Source organism: Burkholderia sp. AU15512, from assembly GCF_002223325.1.
GTDB lineage: Bacteria > Pseudomonadota > Gammaproteobacteria > Burkholderiales > Burkholderiaceae > Burkholderia.
Window position 1 is genome coordinate 1 of the sequence record NZ_NKEX01000001.1, and the last position, 19,196, is coordinate 19,196.

Below are 19,196 nucleotides of genomic sequence, written 5' to 3' on the forward strand. Positions count from 1 at the left end.
ATCAGCTCGCTTTCATCAAGCGCCCACACTTATCGGCTGTTAATTTTTAAAGAGCATTCTGCGAGGAACTTCGTGTTTCTCAGCAGCGCTGCGTTTTCAGCAGCAGAGAAGCGAGATTATGAACCGTTTTTTTAAATCCGTCAACAACTTTTTTAACTACTTCGTTGCGACGACTGCGGTTTTATTCCATTTGCGCTGGAGTCGTTAAAACCGACATCAACAGCACCGCTTCCCTTCTTTCCCCCGCGCTGCGTTTCCGTTAGCGCGAAAGAGGCGTGATTCTAAGCACCTGCTTCAGTCTCCGCAACCCCTTTTGTGAAATTATTTTGACATGTGGTAGCGGGGGGCTCTGAACCTGTTCTCCGGTCATATATATGCGACACGGCGGGAACAGCCGCGGTCGCCCGTGAACCGCCCCGCCGCATCGAGCGCAATCCTCCGCCGCTCACCGCCCCACCATCGCCCTCACTACGCCGTCCCGTCGAATCAGCCCGTGATACAGCGCCGCGGCAAAGTGCACGAGGAACGTCGCGAAGAACAGATACGCCAGCACCCTGTGCGCGACCCGGAGCCATGCAAACGTCACCGGATCGGCCGACACCAGCGCCGGCAGCTGCACACCACCGCCCAACGTCACCGGGTAGCCGCCGGCCGACAGCATCGCCCAGCCGATCAGGGGCATCGCGAGCATCAGCGCATACAGCACGAGATGCGACCCGTGCGCGGCAACCTTCTGCCACCACGGCAGATCCTCGGGCAATGCCGGCGGCTTCGACAGAACCCGCACCACGATCCGCACGCACACGAGCACCAGCACGGCAATACCCAGCGGCTTGTGGATCGCCACCAGAATCGCGTGCCGCTCAGAGACAGACGCCACCATCCCCACCCCGATGAACAGCATCGCGATGATCATCGCGGCCATCACCCAGTGCAGCACCCGCGCCGGCACGCTAAACGTCGTCGAAGCCTTCATCACCGTCCCTCCCCACTCAATCGCGCCACGCCCGCTACCCCGGCCTCTTCACTCGTCCTGCGCAGATACGAATCCGCGTAAGCCGCCGACCGCGCCGGCAGCAACGGATCCCCCGATACCTGAATCCCCTGCGGCAGCACCGTCGGGTCGTAATTCACGTCGCGGCACGGCCCACTGTCCTGCGCCTCCACACGGTCGAGCACGAGCGTGCCCGCATCGATCGTCGTGCGCTGCGCGGGCCAGACCTTCGTCGCGTCGTCCACCGGGTCGCCGGGCTCCGCCAGCGTGACCAGCAGCTTCCACTTCTGCGGACCGGCCGCGATGCGCTGTGTCACGTCCTGCTGCAACACGTTCGGGTCCGCCGCCGTCGCGACGTCGCCGGCGCCGGCCGTCTGCTCCGGCACGACGCGCCACCGCACCGCCTGACGCTTGCCCGCCGCGTCGATGAAGTAGAACGCGTTCAACCCGTAATAGCTCTCGGTGACGTAACTCGCGCTCGGCTTCGCACCTTTGATCCACTGCAGGAACGCGGCCGTCTCCGGGTGCGCGCCGAAAAACGCCTTCACCTTCGCCGGGTCGGGCTTGCCCGTCTTCGGATCCGGCCGGGTCGCCATCAATTGCGCGTAGAACGCCTGCGGCGTCGCGACCGGAAACACGGGCATCGCGTTCATCCCGGTGCGCCACTGCTCGCCGTCCGGCGCGGTGAGCCTCAGCGCGAGGCTGCGGATCGGCACGCTGCTGTCGGGTGCATACGGATTCCCGCCCGGCAACGCGAACCGCCCGACCACCGGCGTGCGCACCGCCTGGAAGAACGGCGCGACCGAATACGCGCTCGCCGCACCGTTGCCTTCGAAGTAACCGGTCACGCACACGCCCTTCGCGTGATTGCGCCGGAAGCCCGGGTGAATGCCGCCGCCGGCCGTCTGCAACGCGTCGACGATCCGGTGCGGGGTCAGACGCGCCGGCGCGAGCCAGCCGCCGACATACCCGAACGCCACAGCCACGCCGGCCACCGCGCCGCCGATCGCGGCCCAGCGCCACCACCCGCGCCCGGGCTCGCGCCGCGGCGAAGAAGAGGAAGAAGATCGCTCCATATATAGACTCCCGACCATCAGGTCATTGTCGAACCCGCGTAGGACGCCGCCCACGCCGCTTTATTCCACGAAAAGTTTTTTCGTATGCTGGTGGAATAAGCGGCGCCAACCGGCGTCCTACGTGGCATCTCGACCCATTCGGCAACCGGCCCGGCCATGCCCTCCACCGCCCTCGACGACGAAGCACTACGCGAACTCCTCCCCAGGCTGCGACGCTTCGCACTCTGGCTGGCCCGCGACGTCCATGCGGCCGACGATCTCGTCCAGTCGACGCTCGAGCGCGCGCTGTCGCGCTGGACGAGCCGCCGCGACGACGCGTCGCTGCGCAGCTGGCTCTTCACGATCCTGTACCGGCAGTTTCTCGACGGCAAACGCAGCGCGAAGCGCTATGCGTGGCTGCTTGGGCGCATTCGCGACGACGATGAAGCGCACTGGCCGTCCGCCGAACGCGAATTCGCGGCGCGCGCGACGCTCGAAGCATTCGGCCGGCTCTCCGACGAGCAGCGCAGCCTGCTGCTGCTCGTCGCGGTCGAGGGCTTCACCTATCAGGAAGTCGCCGACCTGCTCGACATTCCGATCGGCACCGTGATGTCGCGGCTCTCCCGCGCGCGCCAGGCGCTGCGTCAGCTCAGCGACGGCGAACTTCCCGCTCCTTCTCTCCGGTTGATGAAGAAATGAACACGCCTCCGAACGAACACGACCTCCAGGCCTACGTCGACGGCCAGCTCGACGACGATGCGCGTGCCGCGGTCGAGCGCTATCTCGCGCTGCATCCGGCGCGCGCGGAACAGGTGAAGCACTGGCAGCAGGACGCGCAGCGGTTGCGGGCCGCGCTCGAGAGCGTGCGGATGCCGGCGGACAATCCCGCGCTGGATCCGGCGGCGATTCGCGGACGGCGCATGGAGCGCTCGCGGATGCGGTTCGCGATGGCGGCTTCGCTCGTGTTCTGCGTCGGGCTCGGGACGTTCGGCGGATGGCAGGCGCGCGGGTGGAACGCGCCGCCGCCCATCGCGCCGATGAGCGATGCAGTCAAGGCTTACCAGATGATGGTGGTCGATCGGACGGCCAAGGTCGATTACCGGCCGACCGGTGCGGGCGATTTGCAGGGATGGCTCACCAAAGGCGTGGGCGCATCGGCGAAGCTGCCGGATTTGAGCGCGGCGGGGTTCAGGCCGGTCGGCGGGCGGTTGTTCACGACGGACAGCGGGGCGACTGCCGCGATGGTGCTCTATGAGGACGAGGCCGGACGGACGCTGAGCTTCTATCTCCGGCCGGCGGAATCGAAACATCGGCTGCTCCCGGCCGGGCAACGCGTGGACGGTGCGCTGCTCGCGCGGTATGGATCGGTGAACGGGCTCAACTATGCGGTGGTCGGGCCGACGGGGAGTCTTGGCGATAAGGCAGTCGTGCAGGCGCTCGACCAGCAGACTTGAAGTGGCAGGATGCGCGCCCGGCTGGCGGTTGGTGGTGGCCGCCAGCGCCTTTGGCGGGCCAGCCCGGCGGGCTTGAACGGGCGCCCGCTCACCATTCGCCCGCACAGCGTTTCGACTGACTTTCCCCGGCTGTTATGCACATCGCGCCGCGCCAGCGCCCTCACCTTTGGAATCACAGGGTTTCGAGTCGCCGTGGAACGGGATATCCACATCGATCACGGGTAAGCGATCTGGCTTCCAAGGCGGGCTACGATCCTGTCCGTCCAGGTAGAGTCGTCACCGAGACCTGGCTGCCGGCAAGCATCTTGTTCGTCCGGCGCACGAACACCCAGTGCCAAACCCAGAGGAAAACCGCGACACCGCCCGCGATAGAGCCAATGGCATTGGGTATCAACGAAAGAACCTGGGCGAGACACCACCCGATGCCGCTGGTCCGGCCGAACGAGCGCAATCCCGACAGAGCCGGATTGATACGAGACTCCGCTTCCAGGGACTTCGCCACGTTGGAAATAATGAAGAAGTCCTCGATGAAGTTGTAGGGCAAGAGGAACATCAGCCAGACGCTGTTGGGTTCGGCCGCACGCGATCCTCGGTTGACCGATTTCAGGGTCGTCCGGAGGTCGCTCGCGTAGGCATAGACCAGCGCCAGGAAAACCGCGACGACGACGATGCTTCCGATTGTTCCAAGCACCGCTATTTCGCCGAGAACGCCTCCGTCTTCGGAGGGATGGACAACGGGATAGGCGAGACCAAAGGCAATGGGGATGCTCAGAATGGCTTTGAGAATGGTCCGTGCAGTTGCGCTCATGTGTCTCGGATGGAATCGGTGCGTTGTCACGGGCAGCATAGCGAACGATCATCCTTGCTGTGCGACTTTGTCCTGGCATATGCCGCCTTCTCTCGCGACGCTAGCCGAGTTGGTATCTGAAGCGCACAAGGAATCGTGGAGTCGAGTTGTATGAAAGCGCGATATCCACGCCCCGTCAGGTAACGCGAACATTCTCGCCGAATTCGCGTACCCTCCCTCACCCGTTGAATGCACAGGATTTCGAGTGCGTTGGCGGCTCGATATCCACAAGGCATTCCATCACGACGGATCGCGCGAGCAGGCTCCACATCGCCTGCGCTATTCCGGAAAATCCCTGTCAGACAAGGCGTTCGGGCTGATTCGCATGGTCGAATATAGGGTGCTCACCTGTCCGACGCACAGCGATTCGACTGGTTGGGTGTGTGAGTTGTCCACATACGCGCTGTGGACAAGCGCACAAACACGTTGCACGTTCCGCATGGACCCCGTTCTCGGGGCTTGCTTCTCTCCGTCCAGTTGCGTGCTCGAACATTCTGATCGGCTTGTCGAGGTCAACATTCGCCGAGATCCGCACCCAGCTTGTGATCCGGGCAAACGCTCACCTTGTGTCAGCACAGCGTTTCGCATCGTTTTGTGCCGCAGTTGTCCACACGTGAAGGCTGACGACCTTCACCCCCTCCGAAGTCACTTGGTCAGATAAACCCTGAGAATCTCGCCAGTTTCCGGAGAAACGACGTACTGGATCGACGTCCCGAGCGGACTCGCGTTACCGAGCCCGCGCATGCCCGGCGGCATCTTCGCCGAGAACGTCACGCGGATGACGGCGTCCTCGGGCTTCGGATCGACCTTGGCGGCACTTGCATCCTCGATGCAGATCTCGAAGTTGCGCAGGTCTTGCCCGGTCTTCGCAAATTCCTCATAGGCGGACTTCAGGCCGAGCAACGTCGCGGTATTGAGCCAGACGGAACAACGATCGATCCTGCCGAAATTCAGCTTGCTCATGGTGTTCTCCGGATATTACTGGTTAGGACCGATGTCGTACTGCGCGATCATGCCCATCACGATTGCTCCGTTGCGTTCACGTCCGCGTGTCGTCCTTGCGCAGACCGCTACGTTCCAGCACCTCTCGCAGGCACACCGGACACACGAGCTCACCGGCGTCCCACATCTGCACGAACGTGGCCCGATCATCGATGCGAAACGTCGATTCAACGATGTCGATGTCCGGCCCGAGCACCTTGCGCAAAAACGCTTCGTCAAACCAATGCGTGACGCCATGCTCCACGCTGGCATCGGTCACCCGCACGACGTGACAATCGCGGATCACGTCGATCGACAAGATAGCGTCCTCGATATCCGGTGAGGTCCGTGTCGGCCGGATCAAGCCGTGCAACTCGCAGCGCGCGTCGCCGCGCGACCACTTCGCATTCGCCGCGACGACCGACGTGTCGAACGCTTGCTCTTTCGTCGTCGGTTTATAGGGCACCTCGCCGGAACGCACGAGCAGCTCGTCCAGGCATGCCGAACACAGACGCTCCCGCAAGCGCTCCAGCGCCGCGATCTTCGGAAACGCCGTCACGTGCGCAACGTTGTCGATAAAGGTCGCATCGACCTCGTGCTCGGCAAGTTCAGCACGCAGCATCCACCTTTCCAGGCTGTATTTCCGTCGGTCGAGCGAAACCTTCACGAGCTCGCCGGACATGAACTGCCCGCGCTGCCGGATGCGCGCGGCAATGCCCTTCGATGTCGTGATGCCGTTGTCGTGTCCGTGCCGACCGCAGTGAATGGGGCCCATTACCCGCTCCGGTTGCGGGCAGCGCTCGCGTTGCCCAAGTCTTGCTTCGGTTTCATCGTGTCGGTCGTCATCTTCGATGGCTCAGGGTTCGAACTCGACCGTCGCATGTCGCGACGAGAAATATACGGTGATCGCCCTGCTTCCTTTGCAAGCCCTCCGACGATCTTTGCGGCGTCCTCGCCGGACAGCTTCCCGACACGATCGACGAACACCCGATAGTCGAGATCGAACTTCACGTTGAATCGCTCGCCTTGGTAGCGGCAACACAGGACATCGGCCTCCGGCATCGACACGCGTTGCTCGAGCACGATGTCGCTCGGGTGTTGCTGCAACCGGCATACGTCGGCATCGATATCGAGTGCGTCGAGCCGGGTCGACGAGGAATCGCTCATCTGTCGCGAGCCTGTGCGCCAGGCCTTCGCATCCTGAATGCCGGCGATTCTACAGATACAGCGGCTCGCGCATCGTCCGATGCGTCTCACAGCTTGCGACTTCGTTCATCCGATCACCGCACGCAGTGCATATCCTGCATGGATCACAGTCGACGGACTGTGCTTATCCAAAGGTGTTAACAGAGTTCGTATACATACGTAGTGATAGTTAACAAACCCTGTGCCTCACAGTGGATAACGTCCCTAACCCCATGAATTCTCGACGGGAAGCGGAATGCATAACCCTGGGTGCGCGACGTGAACAGCTCCCGGCAGCACAGAACAACTTTTCGTCGATTCACAGCCGCGGCGACATATCCTCAATCGTTCCACTGTGAATCCAGAGGCTTGCCGGATGGTTATCCAGAGGGCAATGTGGATAACACCACAGCGCATCGACGCGTTTTGCTGTGATGCGAACAGGTGAAGGCAGCGTTCGCGGCATCGCCACGCAACATCGATCGTCGGCCCTCACGCACGCCGATTCAAAAAATTTTCATGAAGGGGCTTGTGCTCCTCAAAAACCCTCTCTATAATTCGCGGCTTCTTAGGCTCGTAGCTCAGTTGGTTAGAGCACCACCTTGACATGGTGGGGGTCGTTGGTTCGAATCCAATCGAGCCTACCAACGAACAAATGAAGGGGTCTGGCAGCACAACTTGCCTACAGGCAATGCGGCTCGCCAACATACAAACGCCACGCGGCAACATCGCGTGGCGTTTTTCTTTTTCCGGCCGAAACAACGCATGTCGCCCCGATGCGTGGCGCGATCCGCGGCATCACATCGTTCCTCACCGACACCTCGATTCGCCATACAACGGCCACTGCGCCGCGCGTAGAATCGTGTGCGCATCGAAGCGGCTGTTCCGACCGTCGCCCGATCTCCCACACATCAAAACAACGACGCGCGATCCGCGCGACTGAGAGCACACGACCATGTCCGACGTCACGACCGCCACGTCATCCGCGAGCAACGACGAAATCGCCGCTTTCGTCGGCAAGAAAGCCGCCTGGTTCGAAAGGAAGTGGGAGATCGCCGCATCGCGAAAGAACCGGCAGTCGTGGAACTGGGCAGCCTGTTTCCTCGGCCCGGTGTGGATGGCGTATCGCTGCATGTACTGGCAGGCGGCGGCCGTCCTTGGCGCGACGCTCGCGATCACGCTGGTCGAGCTGCTGTTCTTCCCGCGTTACTTCGAATCGACCACGTTCGACCCGGTCACCATCGGGATCGCGGTCACGCTCGGCTGGTGCGGGAACAGCCTCTACAGGACGCACGTCGTACGCCAGATCGAAAAATTGCGCCCGAGCGCGACGTCCCGCGAATCGTTGCTCGCGTTGCTGGAAGCGCAGGGCGGCACGAACTGGCTCTCGGCAGCCGGTTTCGCGATCGCGACGCCGTTGCTCGGCGTCTTGATCTACCTCGTGGCCGGAACGTATTGAGCGCAGGAGCCGGCGGCCGGTAAGGCAGGGCGGCAGGACGAAGAAAAGGGCGCATCGCGGCCGCGCATGCGCACGGCACCCGCCGCGTGATCCCGCCACCCTCAATGCAGGTGCTTCAACTTGTCAGGATTCCGCACGACATAGATCGCGACGATTTTCCCGTCCTCGATCTCGAGCGCCGTGGTCTGCAGCTCGCCGTCCGCTTCCTGCGTCACGAAACCCGGCAGCCCGTTGATGAACCCCGCACGCACGAGCTTCGACGCATGCGTGGCGAACAGCCTGGCCAGGTACTCGTGCACCTTCATCACACGCTCGAAGCCGAGCACCGGGATGCCCGCGGCCGGGCGTTTGCCGCCGCCATCCGCGTGCAGGCTCACGTCCTCGGCGAGCATCGCGCCGAGCGCGCGCATGTCGCCGCTGCGTGACGCCGCAAAAAACGCTTCCGCCAATTCGATTCCGCGTTGCTTCTCGACATGGAAGCGCGGCCGCGCCTCGCGCACATGCGTGCGGGCCCGCGCAGCGAGCTGGCGGCACGCGGCCGGGTCGCGCTGGATCGTCGTGGCCACTTCGTCGAACTCGAGGCCGAACACGTCGTGCAGCAGGAACGCCGCGCGTTCGAGCGGGGAGAGCCGTTCGAGCGCGAGCAGCAGCGACAGCGTGACGTCTTCCTGTTCGTCTTCCTCGACGACCGGCTCGGGCAGCCACGGGCCGACATAGGTCTCGCGCTGGTGCCGCGCGGACTTCAGCTGGTCGAGGCACATGCGCATCACCATGCGGCGCAGGAACGCTTCAGGCACGCGCACCTCGGTGCGGTCGACGTCCATCCAGCGGATGAACGCCTCCTGCACCATGTCCTCGGCATCCGCGACGGAACCGAGCATCCGGTATGCGACGCGGATCAGCGTGCGGCGCAGCGGGTCGAAGCTCGCCGCCGCATCGGCCCGTGCATCGACGCTGCCGTTGGCCGGGTCGAGGTTCGGCATCAGGCCACCATCTTCGCGGCGGCGGCCTTTGCTTCGGCCGGTTCGATCCACAGCCCGAAGCCGACCGCGAGCCGGTTCCAGCCGTTGATCACGTTGATCATCAGCGTGAGTTTCACCTGTTCCTCCTGGCTGAAGTGGTCGTTCAGCGCCGCGTAGGCCGCTTCGTGCGCCGCGTGGCTCTCCGACAGCCGCGTGAGCGCGTCGGTCCAGCCGAGCGCCGCGCGTTCGCGGTCGGTGTAGCAGGGCGCTTCGCGCCACGCGGACAGCAGGTAGATGCGCTGCTCGGTCTCGCCTTGCTCGCGGGCTTCGGCCGCGTGCATGTTAATGCAGTTCGCGCATGCGTTGATCTGCGATGCGCGGATCTTGACCAGCTCGACCAGCGTCGGCTCGAGGCTCTGCGCGGCGGCGACCGAGACGGTCATCCAGTGCTTCATCAGCGCGGGTGCGGCGGCAAACGGGTTGAGTTTCGCAGTCATGGTCCTTCTCCTTTGGTGTGGGTTCCGGTGATATGACGAGCGAGCCCCCCGCGTGTGTGACATCGACGCAAAATTTTTTTTGAAGCCGGTGAGCAGGTCGGCGTGGAAGGCCGCGGGGGAAGGGCGGGCAGGGTGCTCGTCGAACGCAAACGCGGCGAGCATGCTTCGCGCGCCCACGCTGGTCAGACGATTTCGCATTTACATCAGGGAAACGATCACGGCCGCGCGAACGTCCGCGGCGTGCGTCGATCACAACGGCCGACGCATGCTCCTCCGCATGCTCCTCGATACGCGCGGATGTCAGCAATTGGCAGGTGATCGGTTGCTTTCATTTACATTTATCTGCTGTTTCATCCGCATCTCGGTCAGCAACATTCACATTTCTGGCCCATACTGTTCTGCACGGGCAGATGAAGTGACGCCGCATCCGCGGCCCGGCGCGCGCGCCGGCTGCCCGACGACGCAGCAGCAGGTCGCACGTCAGCCGCGCGCATCACGCGCAAGGCTTTCCTTTTTCCGGCAACACGCAACGCAGCGAACCGCGACGTGGACGGTAAACCGATGAGCCTCCTTGCCTCACAGCTTCAGCGCCGTTACCAGGACGTGCGCGCCCATAGCGTCGCGTTGACCGCGACGTTGTCCGCCGAGGACCAGGCCGTGCAGTCGATGCCCGACGCCAGTCCGACGAAATGGCACCTCGCGCATACGACCTGGTTCTTCGAAACCGTCGTGCTGATGCGCCGCGTGCCCGGCTACGCGCCGTTCGACGCGGCATTCCAGTTCCTCTTCAATTCCTATTACGAAGCGCTCGGCCCGCGCCATCCGCGGCCGCAACGCGGGCTGCTCTCGCGCCCGTCGCTCGACGAGGTGCATGCGTACCGGCAATACGTCGACGACGCGATGCTGCGCGCGCTGGCCGGCGCCGACGCGGCGTTGCTCGAGACGATCGCGCCCGAGGTCGTGCTTGGCCTGCATCACGAGCAGCAGCATCAGGAGCTGATCGTCACCGACATGCTGCATGCGTTCTCGTGCAACCCGCTGAAGCCGGCGTTCCGGCCGCGCAACGGGACGGACGCTGGCGCGATGGCCGCGGGCGACGCCGGCGCGCAGCGCTGGCTGCATCAGCCGGGCGGGCTCGTCGAGATCGGTCACGACGGCGAGGCGTTCTCGTTCGACAACGAACGGCCGCGTCATACCGCGCTCGTGCGGCCATACGAGATCGCGAACCGCCTGGTGACGAATGCGGAATTCGCGGCGTTCGTCGCGGACGGCGGCTATACGCGCCCCGAGTTCTGGCTGTCGGACGGCTGGGCGACGGTGCAGCGGGAAGGGTGGCAAGGGCCCGCGTACTGGATGCCCGACGACGACGATGCGGCCGCCACGCGCGTGCGGCGCACGTTCGGCCTGCACGGCGTCGAGGCGCTCGCACCCGACGCACCGGTGTGCCACGTGAGCTTCTACGAAGCGGCCGCGTACGCGGAATGGGCCGGCGCGCGCCTGCCGACCGAATTCGAATGGGAAGCCGCGTTCCCCGCCGAAGGCATCCGGCAGATGCTCGGGCACGTGTGGCAATGGACGCGCTCGTCCTACGAGCCGTACCCGGGCTTTCGGCCGCTCGTCGGGGTCGCTGCCGAATACAACGGCAAGTTCATGGTCGGCCAGCAAGTCCTGCGCGGCAGCAGCATCGCGACGCCGCCCGGGCATGAACGGCCGACGTACCGCAATTTCTTTCCGCCGGCCGCGCGCTGGCAATTCACGGGGGTGCGACTTGCGCGAGACGTCTGACCAGACGGCCACGAGCGGTGGCCAGCAACCCGCCCGCGATTCGCGGCCGAGCGCGTTCGAGCGCGACCTGATCGACGGGCTGTCGCGTACGCCGCGCAGCATTCCGCCGAAATACTTCTACGATGCGGCCGGCTCCACGTTGTTCGATCGCATCTGCGAGCTGCCCGAGTATTACCCGACCCGCACCGAACTCGGCATCCTGCGCGATCGCGCGGCCGAGATCGTGCGGCGGGTCGGCCCGCATGCGGAACTCGTCGAATTCGGCGCGGGCTCGCTCGAGAAGATCCGTGTGCTGCTTGACGCGTTCGCGGGCAATTATGCGAACGCGCCGGCGCGCTACGTGCCGGTCGACATCTCGGCCGACTACCTGCACGGCGCCGCCGCGCGGCTGCGTGCCGCGTATCCGTGGCTCGACGTTGCACCGATCGCGGCCGACTACACGAAGGCCGAGCAACTGGCCGAGCTGACCGCGACACCGGCGCGGCGCATCGGCTTCTTTCCCGGTTCGACGATCGGCAACTTCGCGCCGGAAGAAGCCGATGCGTTCCTGCGCGATGCCGCGCGGCTGCTGCGTGGCGGCGGCTTGCTGGTCGGCGCGGATCTCGTGAAGGACGAGCGCACGCTGCACGACGCGTACAACGATGCGCAGGGCGTGACCGCGCAGTTCAACCTGAACCTGCTGGTGCGCGCGAATACCGAGCTTGGTGCGGATTTCAACGTCGACGCGTTCTTGCATTGCGCGTTCTACGACCCCGTGCGACAGCGCATCGAGATGCATCTCGTCAGCGACGTCGCGCAGACGGTGCACGTGCGTGGTCACGCATTCCGCTTCGACGCCGGCGAGCGCATCCACACGGAGAATTCGCACAAGTTCACGATCGACGGCTTCCATGCGATCGCACGCCGCGCCGGATTCGTGCCCGATACCGTGTGGACCGACGCGGACAACCTGTTCAGCGTGCACTGGCTGCGCAGCGTCGACGATATTCGCGCGTGATGCACGTGCTTGCGAACCGCTCGCGGATGGTGCGGGCGGTTCGCTTTCGGCTCTTTCCAGTTCACGCCTGCGCGTGCCGATCACCCGGTTTCGTGCCGACCCCCCCTTTTTTACCGGCCCGATGCATCGCTGCAACGGTGTTTGGAATGCCGCCTCTTCCTTGTCCCGCAAGGCTTGGCGGGCGCCTGTAAACGTCCGTTACCTGTCTCGCATACCCGTTTCACCTGTGTCTGTGTCCGGTGCCTAGACTCCGAACCGTATTCACATGACGCACGACACGTGCAGGGAGTTGCGAGATGAACAAGAAACTCATTCTCGGTGCAGTTCTCGGTGTAGCGGCGCTGGCAGCTTCGGGTGTCGCCTCGGCCCACGTCGACCTGTCGGTCGGCATCGGTGTACCCACCTATGTGGCGCCGGCGCCCGTCTACGTGGCGCCGCCTCCGCCCGTCATGTACGCGCCGGTCGGCTATCGCGACGACGGTTGGCGTGGCGACGGCTGGCGTCAGCGCGAATGGCGCGAACACGAGTGGCGCCGCCGTGAATGGCGCGAGCACGAGTGGCGCGATCGCGGCGGCTGGCGTGGCGGCCGCTGGGATTGAGCGAAGCGGCTCGACTTGATCGCCACATGAGGAGAATGAAAACATGATGCCCATTCGACACATCAGGCTGTATGCCACCGCGGCCGTCGTTGCGCTGGCCACCATCGGCAGCGCGCACGCGGCGGGCTGCATGAAGGGCGCGGTGGTCGGCGGTGTGGCCGGCCACTATGCGGGGCACCATGCGGTCGTCGGCGCGGTGGGCGGTTGTATCGTCGGCCACCACATGGCGAAGAAGCAGGCGCAGGAGCAGGCCGCGCAACACAGGGCCGCCGCGCAGGGCATGCAGCCGGCGCAGTAAGCATCATCGTCACCGGGGCGGCGCTGCGGCGCCGCGCCCACCTGCCTCGTTCCCCGCTCAAGCACGATCCGGATTGATCTGACGAATGCGCGTCGCGCGCCTCGTTACGATCATTTACAACGTCGTGTGGCGCGAATCCGGCGCGTTCATAGAATGCAGTCACACGAACGCGCTCCAGGGAGCACAAGATGAAACAGCAACGATATCTGTCCGTACTGACGGCCGCGCTGCTCGCGCTCGGCACGGTGTCCGCGTATGCCGCAGCCGGCGGCAATGGCGGTGGAAACGGTGGTGGTGGCGGTCATGGTGCAGGTGGCCTGGGCGGGAATGCAGGCGGCATGTCCGCTGGCCACATGAGCGGCCAGGCGCTGAGCAACTCGAACGGCATGCACGCGGGCGACCGCGACAAGGGCCTGTCGCGCGCGGCCGACCGCTCCGACACGATCGCCGATCGCGCCGGCGCGCAGCCGGGCCGCGGTCACACGCACGCCCATGCGCATGGCCACACGACGCACGTGTCGACGTCCACGCATCATTCGCATCGCCACGCATTGGGCCGCACGCTTTAAGCGCGGCGCGCAATCGTGACGGAAGGGCGCTTCGGCGCCCTTTTTTCATGGCGGGAATGCAACGCGGCTGTCGCGCGAAAACATCGTGCCGACCCGATTTGCAACCAGCGGTAACCGCGCCGCGAACGGGCGCGAATACGGATCGCTTACACGCGTGTAACAGACCGGAAATCGGCGCAAGGCGCGCGCATGACGAGCGCGCCAGGCCGCGTCGAGAAAGCCGATAAAAAAGGGCGGCTCATCGCCGCCCTTCGTTTCAGCGCCCGGCGCTCGCCAGGGGCACTGCAGGTTCAAACAACGCGTCCGCCTGCCTGACGCGCACGAAGCGCGCCGCGCCGTCACCGTCCACCAGCGCCCGGAAATGCGCTTCACCGCACGCGAGCTTCGCCCGCTCGTGCTCGCTCGGCACGTGGCCGTCCGCATTCGGCGTATCGACGACGAAGTACAGCCGTTCGCCGCCGTCCTGTTCCGCGAGCACCGCCCAGTCCGGGTGATAGCTGCCGAGCGGCGTCTGCACGCGGAACCACGCAGGCAGCTTCGCGTACAGCTTCACGCCGTCGTGCGCCTCGAGCGCATCGGCGAACGCACGCTCCGCATCCGTCTCGCACACGACCGCCTCGTGGATCGACTTCTGCGCATCGGGCCGCAAGTTGCGCAGGTAGCCGGTCAGCGCCTCGCTCTCGAACGATTCGAGCGCATGCACATGACGCTCGCCGAGCTTGTGGTACGCGATGCCCGCGACGAGCGCGAGCCGCTTGCAGCGGTTGATCGCATCGGCCGCGACCGCGATGAACTGCTGCGGATTCACGCGGAAATCCTCGAGCCGGCCGCTGTCGGCCAGGATCGTCGCGAGCGAACGGCGCGTGAGCTGCGTGCGGTCCTGCAGTTCGGTGAGCAGGTCGGGCAGCGGCAGCTCGCCTTCGTCGAGCAGCACCGTGCCGGCGCCGGCCACCTCGATCGCCTCGATGCCGGCCTTGCCGATGTCGATCTCGGCCTTTCGCCACTGCAGCCGGGCGCGCGCGATGTCCGGCGCGTCGTGCAGCGCGGCCGCGCAGTCGCGCACGAGCTTCGCGTTGTCGAACTCGACGCGGTACACGGTGCGATGGCGGATGCGGTCCCACAACGCGCGGAAATCCTCGCCGAACACGACGGCCTTGCCCGACGCATCGCGCCGCAGCGCGATCGCACGGCGCTCGTCCGCGTTGCGCACCGCAAAGCGGCCCGACAGCTTGCGCAGCGTCGCGACGATCGGCGCGCGCAGCATCTCGAACGCCTCCGGCAGCACCAGCGCGCTCTGGCGCAGCGCATCCTTCAGCCGGTCGAGCACCTTGCCCTGCGCGTCGACGTAGCCTTGCTCGTGCAGGTGGTTCCACAGCACGCGCGACAGCTCGACGCCGAGCGCATGCGCGGGCCCGTCGCCTTCCTGCACGGGCAGCGCCGCGAACTGGTGTTCCTCGACGATCCCGAACCGGATGCCCGTATCGGCCTCGATTTCCTTCTGCAGGTTCTCCGCGAACGACTCGTAGCGCTCGGTCGCGATCACGGTGAGCGTGTTCACGCCCGGATCGCGCACGCGTTCGCCGTCCTGGTCGACGGCGAGGCGCAGCCCGCGGCCGAGCGTCTGGCGGCGCTCGCGTTCGGTCTGGATGTCGCGCAACGTGCAGATCTGGAACACGTTCGGGTTGTCCCAGCCTTCCTTCAGCGCCGAGTGCGAGAAGATGAACTTCAGCGGCGTGTCGAACGACAGCAGCGCTTCCTTCTCGCGCATGATCAGGCCGTACGCACGCTCCGCGTTCTCGCGCGCCGCGGCGCTGCTTTCGCTCGTGTCGGTCCAGCCGCCCTTGCGGTCGATCGAGAAGTAGCCGTTGTGCGCGCGGCCGACTTCGAGCGCCACGTCGACGCCGTCGAACAGTGCGTGATAAGCCGGCACGCGCGCCGCACGCGCATATTCCTCTTCGAAGATCAGCGCGTAGTCGCCCTTCGCGGGCATGCCGTTTTCGTCGTAGCGGCGATAGCGCTCGACCGAATCGACGAAGAACAGCGACAGCACCTTCACGCCGCGTTCGGCCAGGCGCAGCTCCTTGTCGAGATGCTCGCGAATCGTGCGGCGGATCATCTCGCGCTGCACGGCGAGCGTGTCGATGTCGCCGAACGCCTCGCCGAGCGACAGGAACGCCTCGCCTTCCGGATGGCGCAGCTCGACGTATTCGGCGCCCTTCACCGCATGGACTTCGCCGATCCGCAGCCCCGCGTACAGCGCGCGCTTGGTCAGGCGTTCGAGATCGTCGCCGTCGGTGGCCGACACGATCTGGCGCTTCACGCCGGCCGTCGTCGCGACGTCGAGCTCGATGCGCGCGCTGATCGCGCCGCGCCGGTTCGACACCCCGACGAGCCGCACATACGGCTTGTTGTGCGCATCCTCGACGATCGCCGACGCGATCTCGATCTGCTTGACCAGCTTGCGCTCGTACGCGTCGACCGCGTCGAGCCGGTACACCATGTGATGACGGTCGACGTGCGTGGCCGAATAGCGCAGCGTGCAGAGCGGCGCCATCGCGGCGAGCGCTTCGCGGCCGCGGCCTTCGAGCCCGCCGTCGACGCTTTGCGGCTCGTCGACGATCACGATCGGCCGCGTCGCGCGGATCAGGTCGATCGGCTTCTCGCCGCCGGTCTTCTCGCTGTCCTTGTAGAGGTTGTTGATTTCCTTCTTGTTGATCGCCGCGACCGTCATCACCATGATCTGGATCGCCGCGCTCGCCGCGAAGTGGCGCACCTGGCCGAGCTTCGCGGAGTCGTACAGGAAGTAGTCGTAAGGCACGCCGGCGTACAGCGCGCGGAAGTGATCCTCGGTGATCGCGAGCGTCTTGTGCACGCCTTCCTTGATCGCGATCGACGGCACGACGATCACGAACTTCGTGAAGCCGTAGCGGCGGTTCAGCTCGAAGATCGTGCGCAGGTACACGTAGGTCTTGCCGGTGCCGGTTTCCATCTCGACGGTGAAGTCGCGCGAGCCGGGCAGGCCGGACGGCGGCAGCCCGCCGCGCAGCTGCACGTCGGCGAGATTGCGCGCGAGCGCGTCGTCGGTCAGCGACAGCCGGTTGCCGACGCCCTGTTCCGACACCGCGAAGCCGAGCGAGCCTTGCGCGGCGGCCGTCGTGCCGGGCGCGGCGTTCGCGAGCACGCTGAAGTCGCCGCGATACGATTCCTGGCCACGAAACAGGTCGCAGACGGCGTCGATCGCCTCGCGCTGGTAGTCGAGATCCGCTTCGAAATGCAGCCGCATCACAGGCTCCGCACGCGCTTCACGCCGTGCTGTTCGAGCAGCGCGGCGAGATTGAGCTTCGCGACGTCGTCGACGAAGCCGCTGTCGCGGAACAGGCACGTGACGTCGTGCGTCGTGCCGGTCGCATCGAGCAGGTCGACGATGCCGTCGGCCAGCGGCCCCGCGTCGTCGCGCGAAATGCGTGCATCGAAGCACGCGACGATCGAGCGCCCGATGAGGTGCACGGTCTTGCCCGCCACCGGGTGATGCTCGACCGGCGTGCACAGGTCGAGGCCGAGCTTCAGCGTCAGCTCGGCGAGCAGGTCGTCCTCGGTGCGGCCGGTCTTCACGTGCTCGACGGACGCGAAGAGCGCGTGGTCGAAGTCGTCGCGGCGCGGGTCCCACTCGATCACGTTGGTCGTGTCGAGCCGGTACACGCGAAAGCCGAGGTCGCCATAGCTTTCCGGATAGTCGCGCGCGACCTGTTGCGCGGCGCGGCGCAGGCGCTCCTTCGTGATTTCGGCGAGCGTCAGCGGCTTCTTCAGCTTCGCGCAGAAGTCGGCGGCTGCCGTCTGCGTCTTGTCGCGGCGGTCGAGCGCCTCGGGCAGCTGCACGAGGATGTAGCGGCGCGCGCCGCCGTCGGTCGCGTTCACCTGCATCACCGCGTGGCCGGTCGAGCCGGAGCCGGCGAAGCAGTCGAGCACGATGTCGTCGCCGCGCGTGCACCAGCCGATCACGGCCGCGGCGAAATCGACCGGCTTCGGCAGGTCGAACGGGATGCCGAGCGTCTTCAGCAGCGCGTCGTCGGAGCCCGCGAACGGCAGCACCGACGGCACGTTCTCGTACATGTTCTCGTCGAGGTAGTAGATCCGCTGCGGCTGCGTGGTTTCATCCGCGCCGAATTCGATCTGGCCGCGCTCGATCAGCGCCTGCATCGTCGCGGGCGGGTTGCGCCAGCCGCGCGCCGGCATCGCGCACGGCTTGCCGGTGACCGGGTGGATCAGCGGCGTGAAATACTCGTCCGGCGCCTTCTTCTTGTTCGGCCAGGCCATCGACACGAGGCGGTACACGCGGCCTTCCGGCGACAGACGGTCGTACATCACCTCGCCGCCGGACAGGTTGGTCTGCGCCTTCATCCATGCGCGGTACGCCTTCTGCGCGTCCTTCGCGTTGCCGCTGCGGTACACGGCGTCGTGCGCGGCGTCGAGCATGCGCTGCGCATTGCGCTTCGGACGCTTGAGCGGCGCCTGTTCGAGCAGTGTCTCGGCGTTGCGCGCGAACAGCACCAGCGATTCGTGCTGGTACGCGACGCCGCGCGCGTCGCCCTTCGGGTTGCGCTTGTCCCACACGGCCACGCCGAGCTCGTTCTCCTCGCCGAAGATCTCGCGCAGCATCAGCACCAGCGCATGCACTTCATGCTCGTCGATGTGCACGGCGATCAGCCCTTCGTCGGACAGCAGCGCGTGCGCGAGCTTCAGGCGCGGATACATCATGTTCAGCCAGTCGGTGTGGAACCGGCCGTTCGCCTCGGTGTTGGTGCTGCGCTTCACGCCGCCCTGGGTCTGTCCGGTCATCGCCAGGTAGTGGCGGATGCTGTCGCTGAAGTCGTCCGGATAGACGAAATCGCTGCCGGTGTTGTACGGCGGGTCGATGTAGACGAGCTTCACCTTGCCCGCGTAGCTCTTGTGCAGCAGCTTCATCACGTCGAGGTTGTCACCCTCGATCACGAGATGGCGCGTGTCGTCCCACGCGACGCTGTCGTCGGGGCAGGGTCGCAGCGTGCCCGTCGACGGCGTGAGCGCGGCCTGGCGCGCGCTGCGCTTGCCGTGCCAGTGGAAGCCGTAGCGCTCGTCGGCGTCGCCGACCGTGCGGTCGCCGACCAGCGCCTTCAGCACGTCGACGTCGACCGACGCGCCGTCGGGGCCCTCGGTCACGAGTTCGGGGAACAGCGCCTTCAGGCGCGCGACGTTGTCGGCGGTGAAATCCGTCGACATCGCCTGCGGGCTGGCCGCATCGAGTTTCTGCATCGTCTTTTCCATCGGAGCCCGGCCGCGCGCGCCAGGACGTCGGGCGTGCTCACGGCACCGGCGGCAACGGCCGCCCGGGCAAACCCGAAACGCTATCGAGTCACCCGGCCGAGGTCAAGCGCCGATGTGGGGCGATCGTGCGGGCATCGGCCGCGATTGCCCGCCGGACGGGCCGCCAGCGGCTTCGGGCCGGTTGTCGCGTGGCCGGCCGGCAGGTGCCTGGTG

Annotated in this window: 18 protein-coding genes and 1 tRNA gene; 9 read left to right on the plus strand and 10 right to left on the minus strand. The window is 65.6% G+C overall.

Going from position 1 to position 19,196, the window contains the following annotated elements; translation table 11 throughout:
- Positions 1-445: 445 nt before the first annotated feature.
- Together CFB43_RS00005 and CFB43_RS00010 are read right to left on the minus strand one after the other, a co-directional pair.
- The gene (locus CFB43_RS00005; protein ID WP_179254776.1) at positions 446-976 is read right to left on the minus strand and encodes a cytochrome b; all 531 of its coding nucleotides are present in this window, start codon (positions 974-976) and stop codon (positions 446-448) included.
- Positions 976-2,070 (minus strand): catalase family peroxidase, encoded by a 1,095-nt coding sequence (locus CFB43_RS00010; protein WP_089493772.1) that lies wholly within the window; start codon positions 2,068-2,070, stop codon positions 976-978. The genes CFB43_RS00005 and CFB43_RS00010 overlap by 1 nt, the downstream gene beginning before the upstream one ends.
- Before the next feature lie 156 nt (positions 2,071-2,226).
- Here CFB43_RS00010 and CFB43_RS00015 point away from each other — a divergent pair, with 156 nt between their 5' ends.
- Together CFB43_RS00015 and CFB43_RS00020 are read left to right on the plus strand one after the other, a co-directional pair.
- Positions 2,227-2,748: a sigma-70 family RNA polymerase sigma factor gene (locus CFB43_RS00015; RefSeq protein WP_089493773.1), complete on the plus strand. Its 522-nt coding sequence runs from the start codon at positions 2,227-2,229 to the stop codon at positions 2,746-2,748.
- Complete coding sequence (locus CFB43_RS00020) at positions 2,745-3,503, plus strand: anti-sigma factor family protein (protein WP_089493774.1); 759 nt, start codon at positions 2,745-2,747, stop codon at positions 3,501-3,503. Before CFB43_RS00015 ends, CFB43_RS00020 begins: the two co-directional genes overlap by 4 nt.
- 247 nt (positions 3,504-3,750) lie before the next feature.
- Here CFB43_RS00020 and CFB43_RS00025 read toward each other — a convergent pair whose 3' ends face one another.
- The 4 genes from CFB43_RS00025 to CFB43_RS38720 form a co-directional block, all read right to left on the minus strand.
- Complete coding sequence (locus CFB43_RS00025; protein ID WP_256989883.1) at positions 3,751-4,311, minus strand: hypothetical protein; 561 nt, start codon at positions 4,309-4,311, stop codon at positions 3,751-3,753.
- Between the two features lie 684 nt (positions 4,312-4,995).
- The gene (locus CFB43_RS00030; protein ID WP_089493776.1) at positions 4,996-5,313 is read right to left on the minus strand and encodes a hypothetical protein; all 318 of its coding nucleotides are present in this window, start codon (positions 5,311-5,313) and stop codon (positions 4,996-4,998) included.
- A 76-nt stretch (positions 5,314-5,389) separates the two neighbouring features.
- Positions 5,390-6,106, minus strand: a complete 717-nt coding sequence (locus tag CFB43_RS00035) for a hypothetical protein (protein ID WP_089493777.1) — start codon at positions 6,104-6,106, stop codon at positions 5,390-5,392.
- Complete coding sequence (locus tag CFB43_RS38720; RefSeq protein ID WP_256989885.1) at positions 6,106-6,588, minus strand: hypothetical protein; 483 nt, start codon at positions 6,586-6,588, stop codon at positions 6,106-6,108. The genes CFB43_RS00035 and CFB43_RS38720 overlap by 1 nt, the downstream gene beginning before the upstream one ends.
- Positions 6,589-7,086: 498 nt before the next feature.
- Here CFB43_RS38720 and CFB43_RS00045 point away from each other — a divergent pair.
- Both CFB43_RS00045 and CFB43_RS00050 read left to right on the plus strand, forming a co-directional pair.
- Positions 7,087-7,163: transfer RNA gene (locus tag CFB43_RS00045), tRNA-Val, on the plus strand.
- Positions 7,164-7,471: 308 nt separating this feature from the next.
- Positions 7,472-7,975: a DUF2628 domain-containing protein gene (locus tag CFB43_RS00050; RefSeq protein WP_089493778.1), complete on the plus strand. Its 504-nt coding sequence runs from the start codon at positions 7,472-7,474 to the stop codon at positions 7,973-7,975.
- A gap of 101 nt (positions 7,976-8,076) precedes the next feature.
- On the opposite strand, the gene CFB43_RS00055 is transcribed toward CFB43_RS00050, so the two are convergent.
- Entirely contained in the window at positions 8,077-8,958 is an 882-nt protein-coding gene (locus CFB43_RS00055; protein WP_089493779.1) for a sigma-70 family RNA polymerase sigma factor, read from the minus strand.
- Positions 8,958-9,434: a carboxymuconolactone decarboxylase family protein gene (locus tag CFB43_RS00060; RefSeq protein ID WP_089493780.1), complete on the minus strand. Its 477-nt coding sequence runs from the start codon at positions 9,432-9,434 to the stop codon at positions 8,958-8,960. The genes CFB43_RS00055 and CFB43_RS00060 overlap by 1 nt, the downstream gene beginning before the upstream one ends.
- Before the next feature lie 561 nt (positions 9,435-9,995).
- Between CFB43_RS00060 and egtB the strand changes: the two genes are divergently transcribed.
- The 5 genes from egtB to CFB43_RS00085 all read left to right on the plus strand — a co-directional run bounded on the left by egtB (position 9,996) and on the right by CFB43_RS00085 (position 13,682).
- The gene (egtB, locus tag CFB43_RS00065) at positions 9,996-11,219 is read left to right on the plus strand and encodes an ergothioneine biosynthesis protein EgtB (RefSeq protein WP_089493781.1); all 1,224 of its coding nucleotides are present in this window, start codon (positions 9,996-9,998) and stop codon (positions 11,217-11,219) included.
- Complete coding sequence (gene egtD / locus CFB43_RS00070; protein ID WP_089493782.1) at positions 11,203-12,216, plus strand: L-histidine N(alpha)-methyltransferase; 1,014 nt, start codon at positions 11,203-11,205, stop codon at positions 12,214-12,216. Before egtB ends, egtD begins: the two co-directional genes overlap by 17 nt.
- A 296-nt stretch (positions 12,217-12,512) precedes the next feature.
- Positions 12,513-12,815 (plus strand): hypothetical protein, encoded by a 303-nt coding sequence (locus tag CFB43_RS00075; protein WP_089471846.1) that lies wholly within the window; start codon positions 12,513-12,515, stop codon positions 12,813-12,815.
- Between the two features lie 43 nt (positions 12,816-12,858).
- Positions 12,859-13,113: a hypothetical protein gene (locus CFB43_RS00080; RefSeq protein ID WP_089493783.1), complete on the plus strand. Its 255-nt coding sequence runs from the start codon at positions 12,859-12,861 to the stop codon at positions 13,111-13,113.
- Between the two features lie 188 nt (positions 13,114-13,301).
- A complete protein-coding gene (locus tag CFB43_RS00085) occupies positions 13,302-13,682 on the plus strand; it encodes a hypothetical protein (RefSeq protein ID WP_089493784.1) in 381 nt (126 codons plus the stop codon).
- 256 nt (positions 13,683-13,938) lie between these two features.
- On the opposite strand, the gene CFB43_RS00090 is transcribed toward CFB43_RS00085, so the two are convergent.
- Together CFB43_RS00090 and CFB43_RS00095 are read right to left on the minus strand one after the other, a co-directional pair.
- The gene (locus CFB43_RS00090) at positions 13,939-16,965 is read right to left on the minus strand and encodes a type III restriction-modification system endonuclease (protein WP_089493785.1); all 3,027 of its coding nucleotides are present in this window, start codon (positions 16,963-16,965) and stop codon (positions 13,939-13,941) included.
- On the minus strand, positions 16,965-18,983 hold the full coding sequence (locus CFB43_RS00095) for a site-specific DNA-methyltransferase (RefSeq protein ID WP_089493786.1): 2,019 nt from the start codon (positions 18,981-18,983) through the stop codon (positions 16,965-16,967). The genes CFB43_RS00090 and CFB43_RS00095 overlap by 1 nt, the downstream gene beginning before the upstream one ends.
- Between the last annotated feature and the right edge of the window lie 213 nt (positions 18,984-19,196).

Coding starts and splice junctions, on each gene's coding strand:
- CFB43_RS00060 (WP_089493780.1), bottom strand. CDS start 9,434: ATGACTGCGAAACTCAACCCGTTTGCCGCCGCACCCGCGCTGATGAAG.
- CFB43_RS00010 (WP_089493772.1), bottom strand. CDS start 2,070: ATGGAGCGATCTTCTTCCTCTTCTTCGCCGCGGCGCGAGCCCGGGCGC.
- CFB43_RS00020 (WP_089493774.1), top strand. CDS start 2,745: ATGAACACGCCTCCGAACGAACACGACCTCCAGGCCTACGTCGACGGC.
- CFB43_RS00015 (WP_089493773.1), top strand. CDS start 2,227: ATGCCCTCCACCGCCCTCGACGACGAAGCACTACGCGAACTCCTCCCC.
- CFB43_RS00025 (WP_256989883.1), bottom strand. CDS start 4,311: ATGAGCGCAACTGCACGGACCATTCTCAAAGCCATTCTGAGCATCCCC.
- CFB43_RS00055 (WP_089493779.1), bottom strand. CDS start 8,958: ATGCCGAACCTCGACCCGGCCAACGGCAGCGTCGATGCACGGGCCGAT.
- CFB43_RS00075 (WP_089471846.1), top strand. CDS start 12,513: ATGAACAAGAAACTCATTCTCGGTGCAGTTCTCGGTGTAGCGGCGCTG.
- CFB43_RS00050 (WP_089493778.1), top strand. CDS start 7,472: ATGTCCGACGTCACGACCGCCACGTCATCCGCGAGCAACGACGAAATC.
- egtB (WP_089493781.1), top strand. CDS start 9,996: ATGAGCCTCCTTGCCTCACAGCTTCAGCGCCGTTACCAGGACGTGCGC.
- CFB43_RS00080 (WP_089493783.1), top strand. CDS start 12,859: ATGATGCCCATTCGACACATCAGGCTGTATGCCACCGCGGCCGTCGTT.
- CFB43_RS00030 (WP_089493776.1), bottom strand. CDS start 5,313: ATGAGCAAGCTGAATTTCGGCAGGATCGATCGTTGTTCCGTCTGGCTC.
- CFB43_RS00085 (WP_089493784.1), top strand. CDS start 13,302: ATGAAACAGCAACGATATCTGTCCGTACTGACGGCCGCGCTGCTCGCG.
- CFB43_RS00005 (WP_179254776.1), bottom strand. CDS start 976: ATGAAGGCTTCGACGACGTTTAGCGTGCCGGCGCGGGTGCTGCACTGG.
- CFB43_RS00035 (WP_089493777.1), bottom strand. CDS start 6,106: ATGGGCCCCATTCACTGCGGTCGGCACGGACACGACAACGGCATCACG.
- CFB43_RS00095 (WP_089493786.1), bottom strand. CDS start 18,983: ATGGAAAAGACGATGCAGAAACTCGATGCGGCCAGCCCGCAGGCGATG.
- CFB43_RS00090 (WP_089493785.1), bottom strand. CDS start 16,965: ATGCGGCTGCATTTCGAAGCGGATCTCGACTACCAGCGCGAGGCGATC.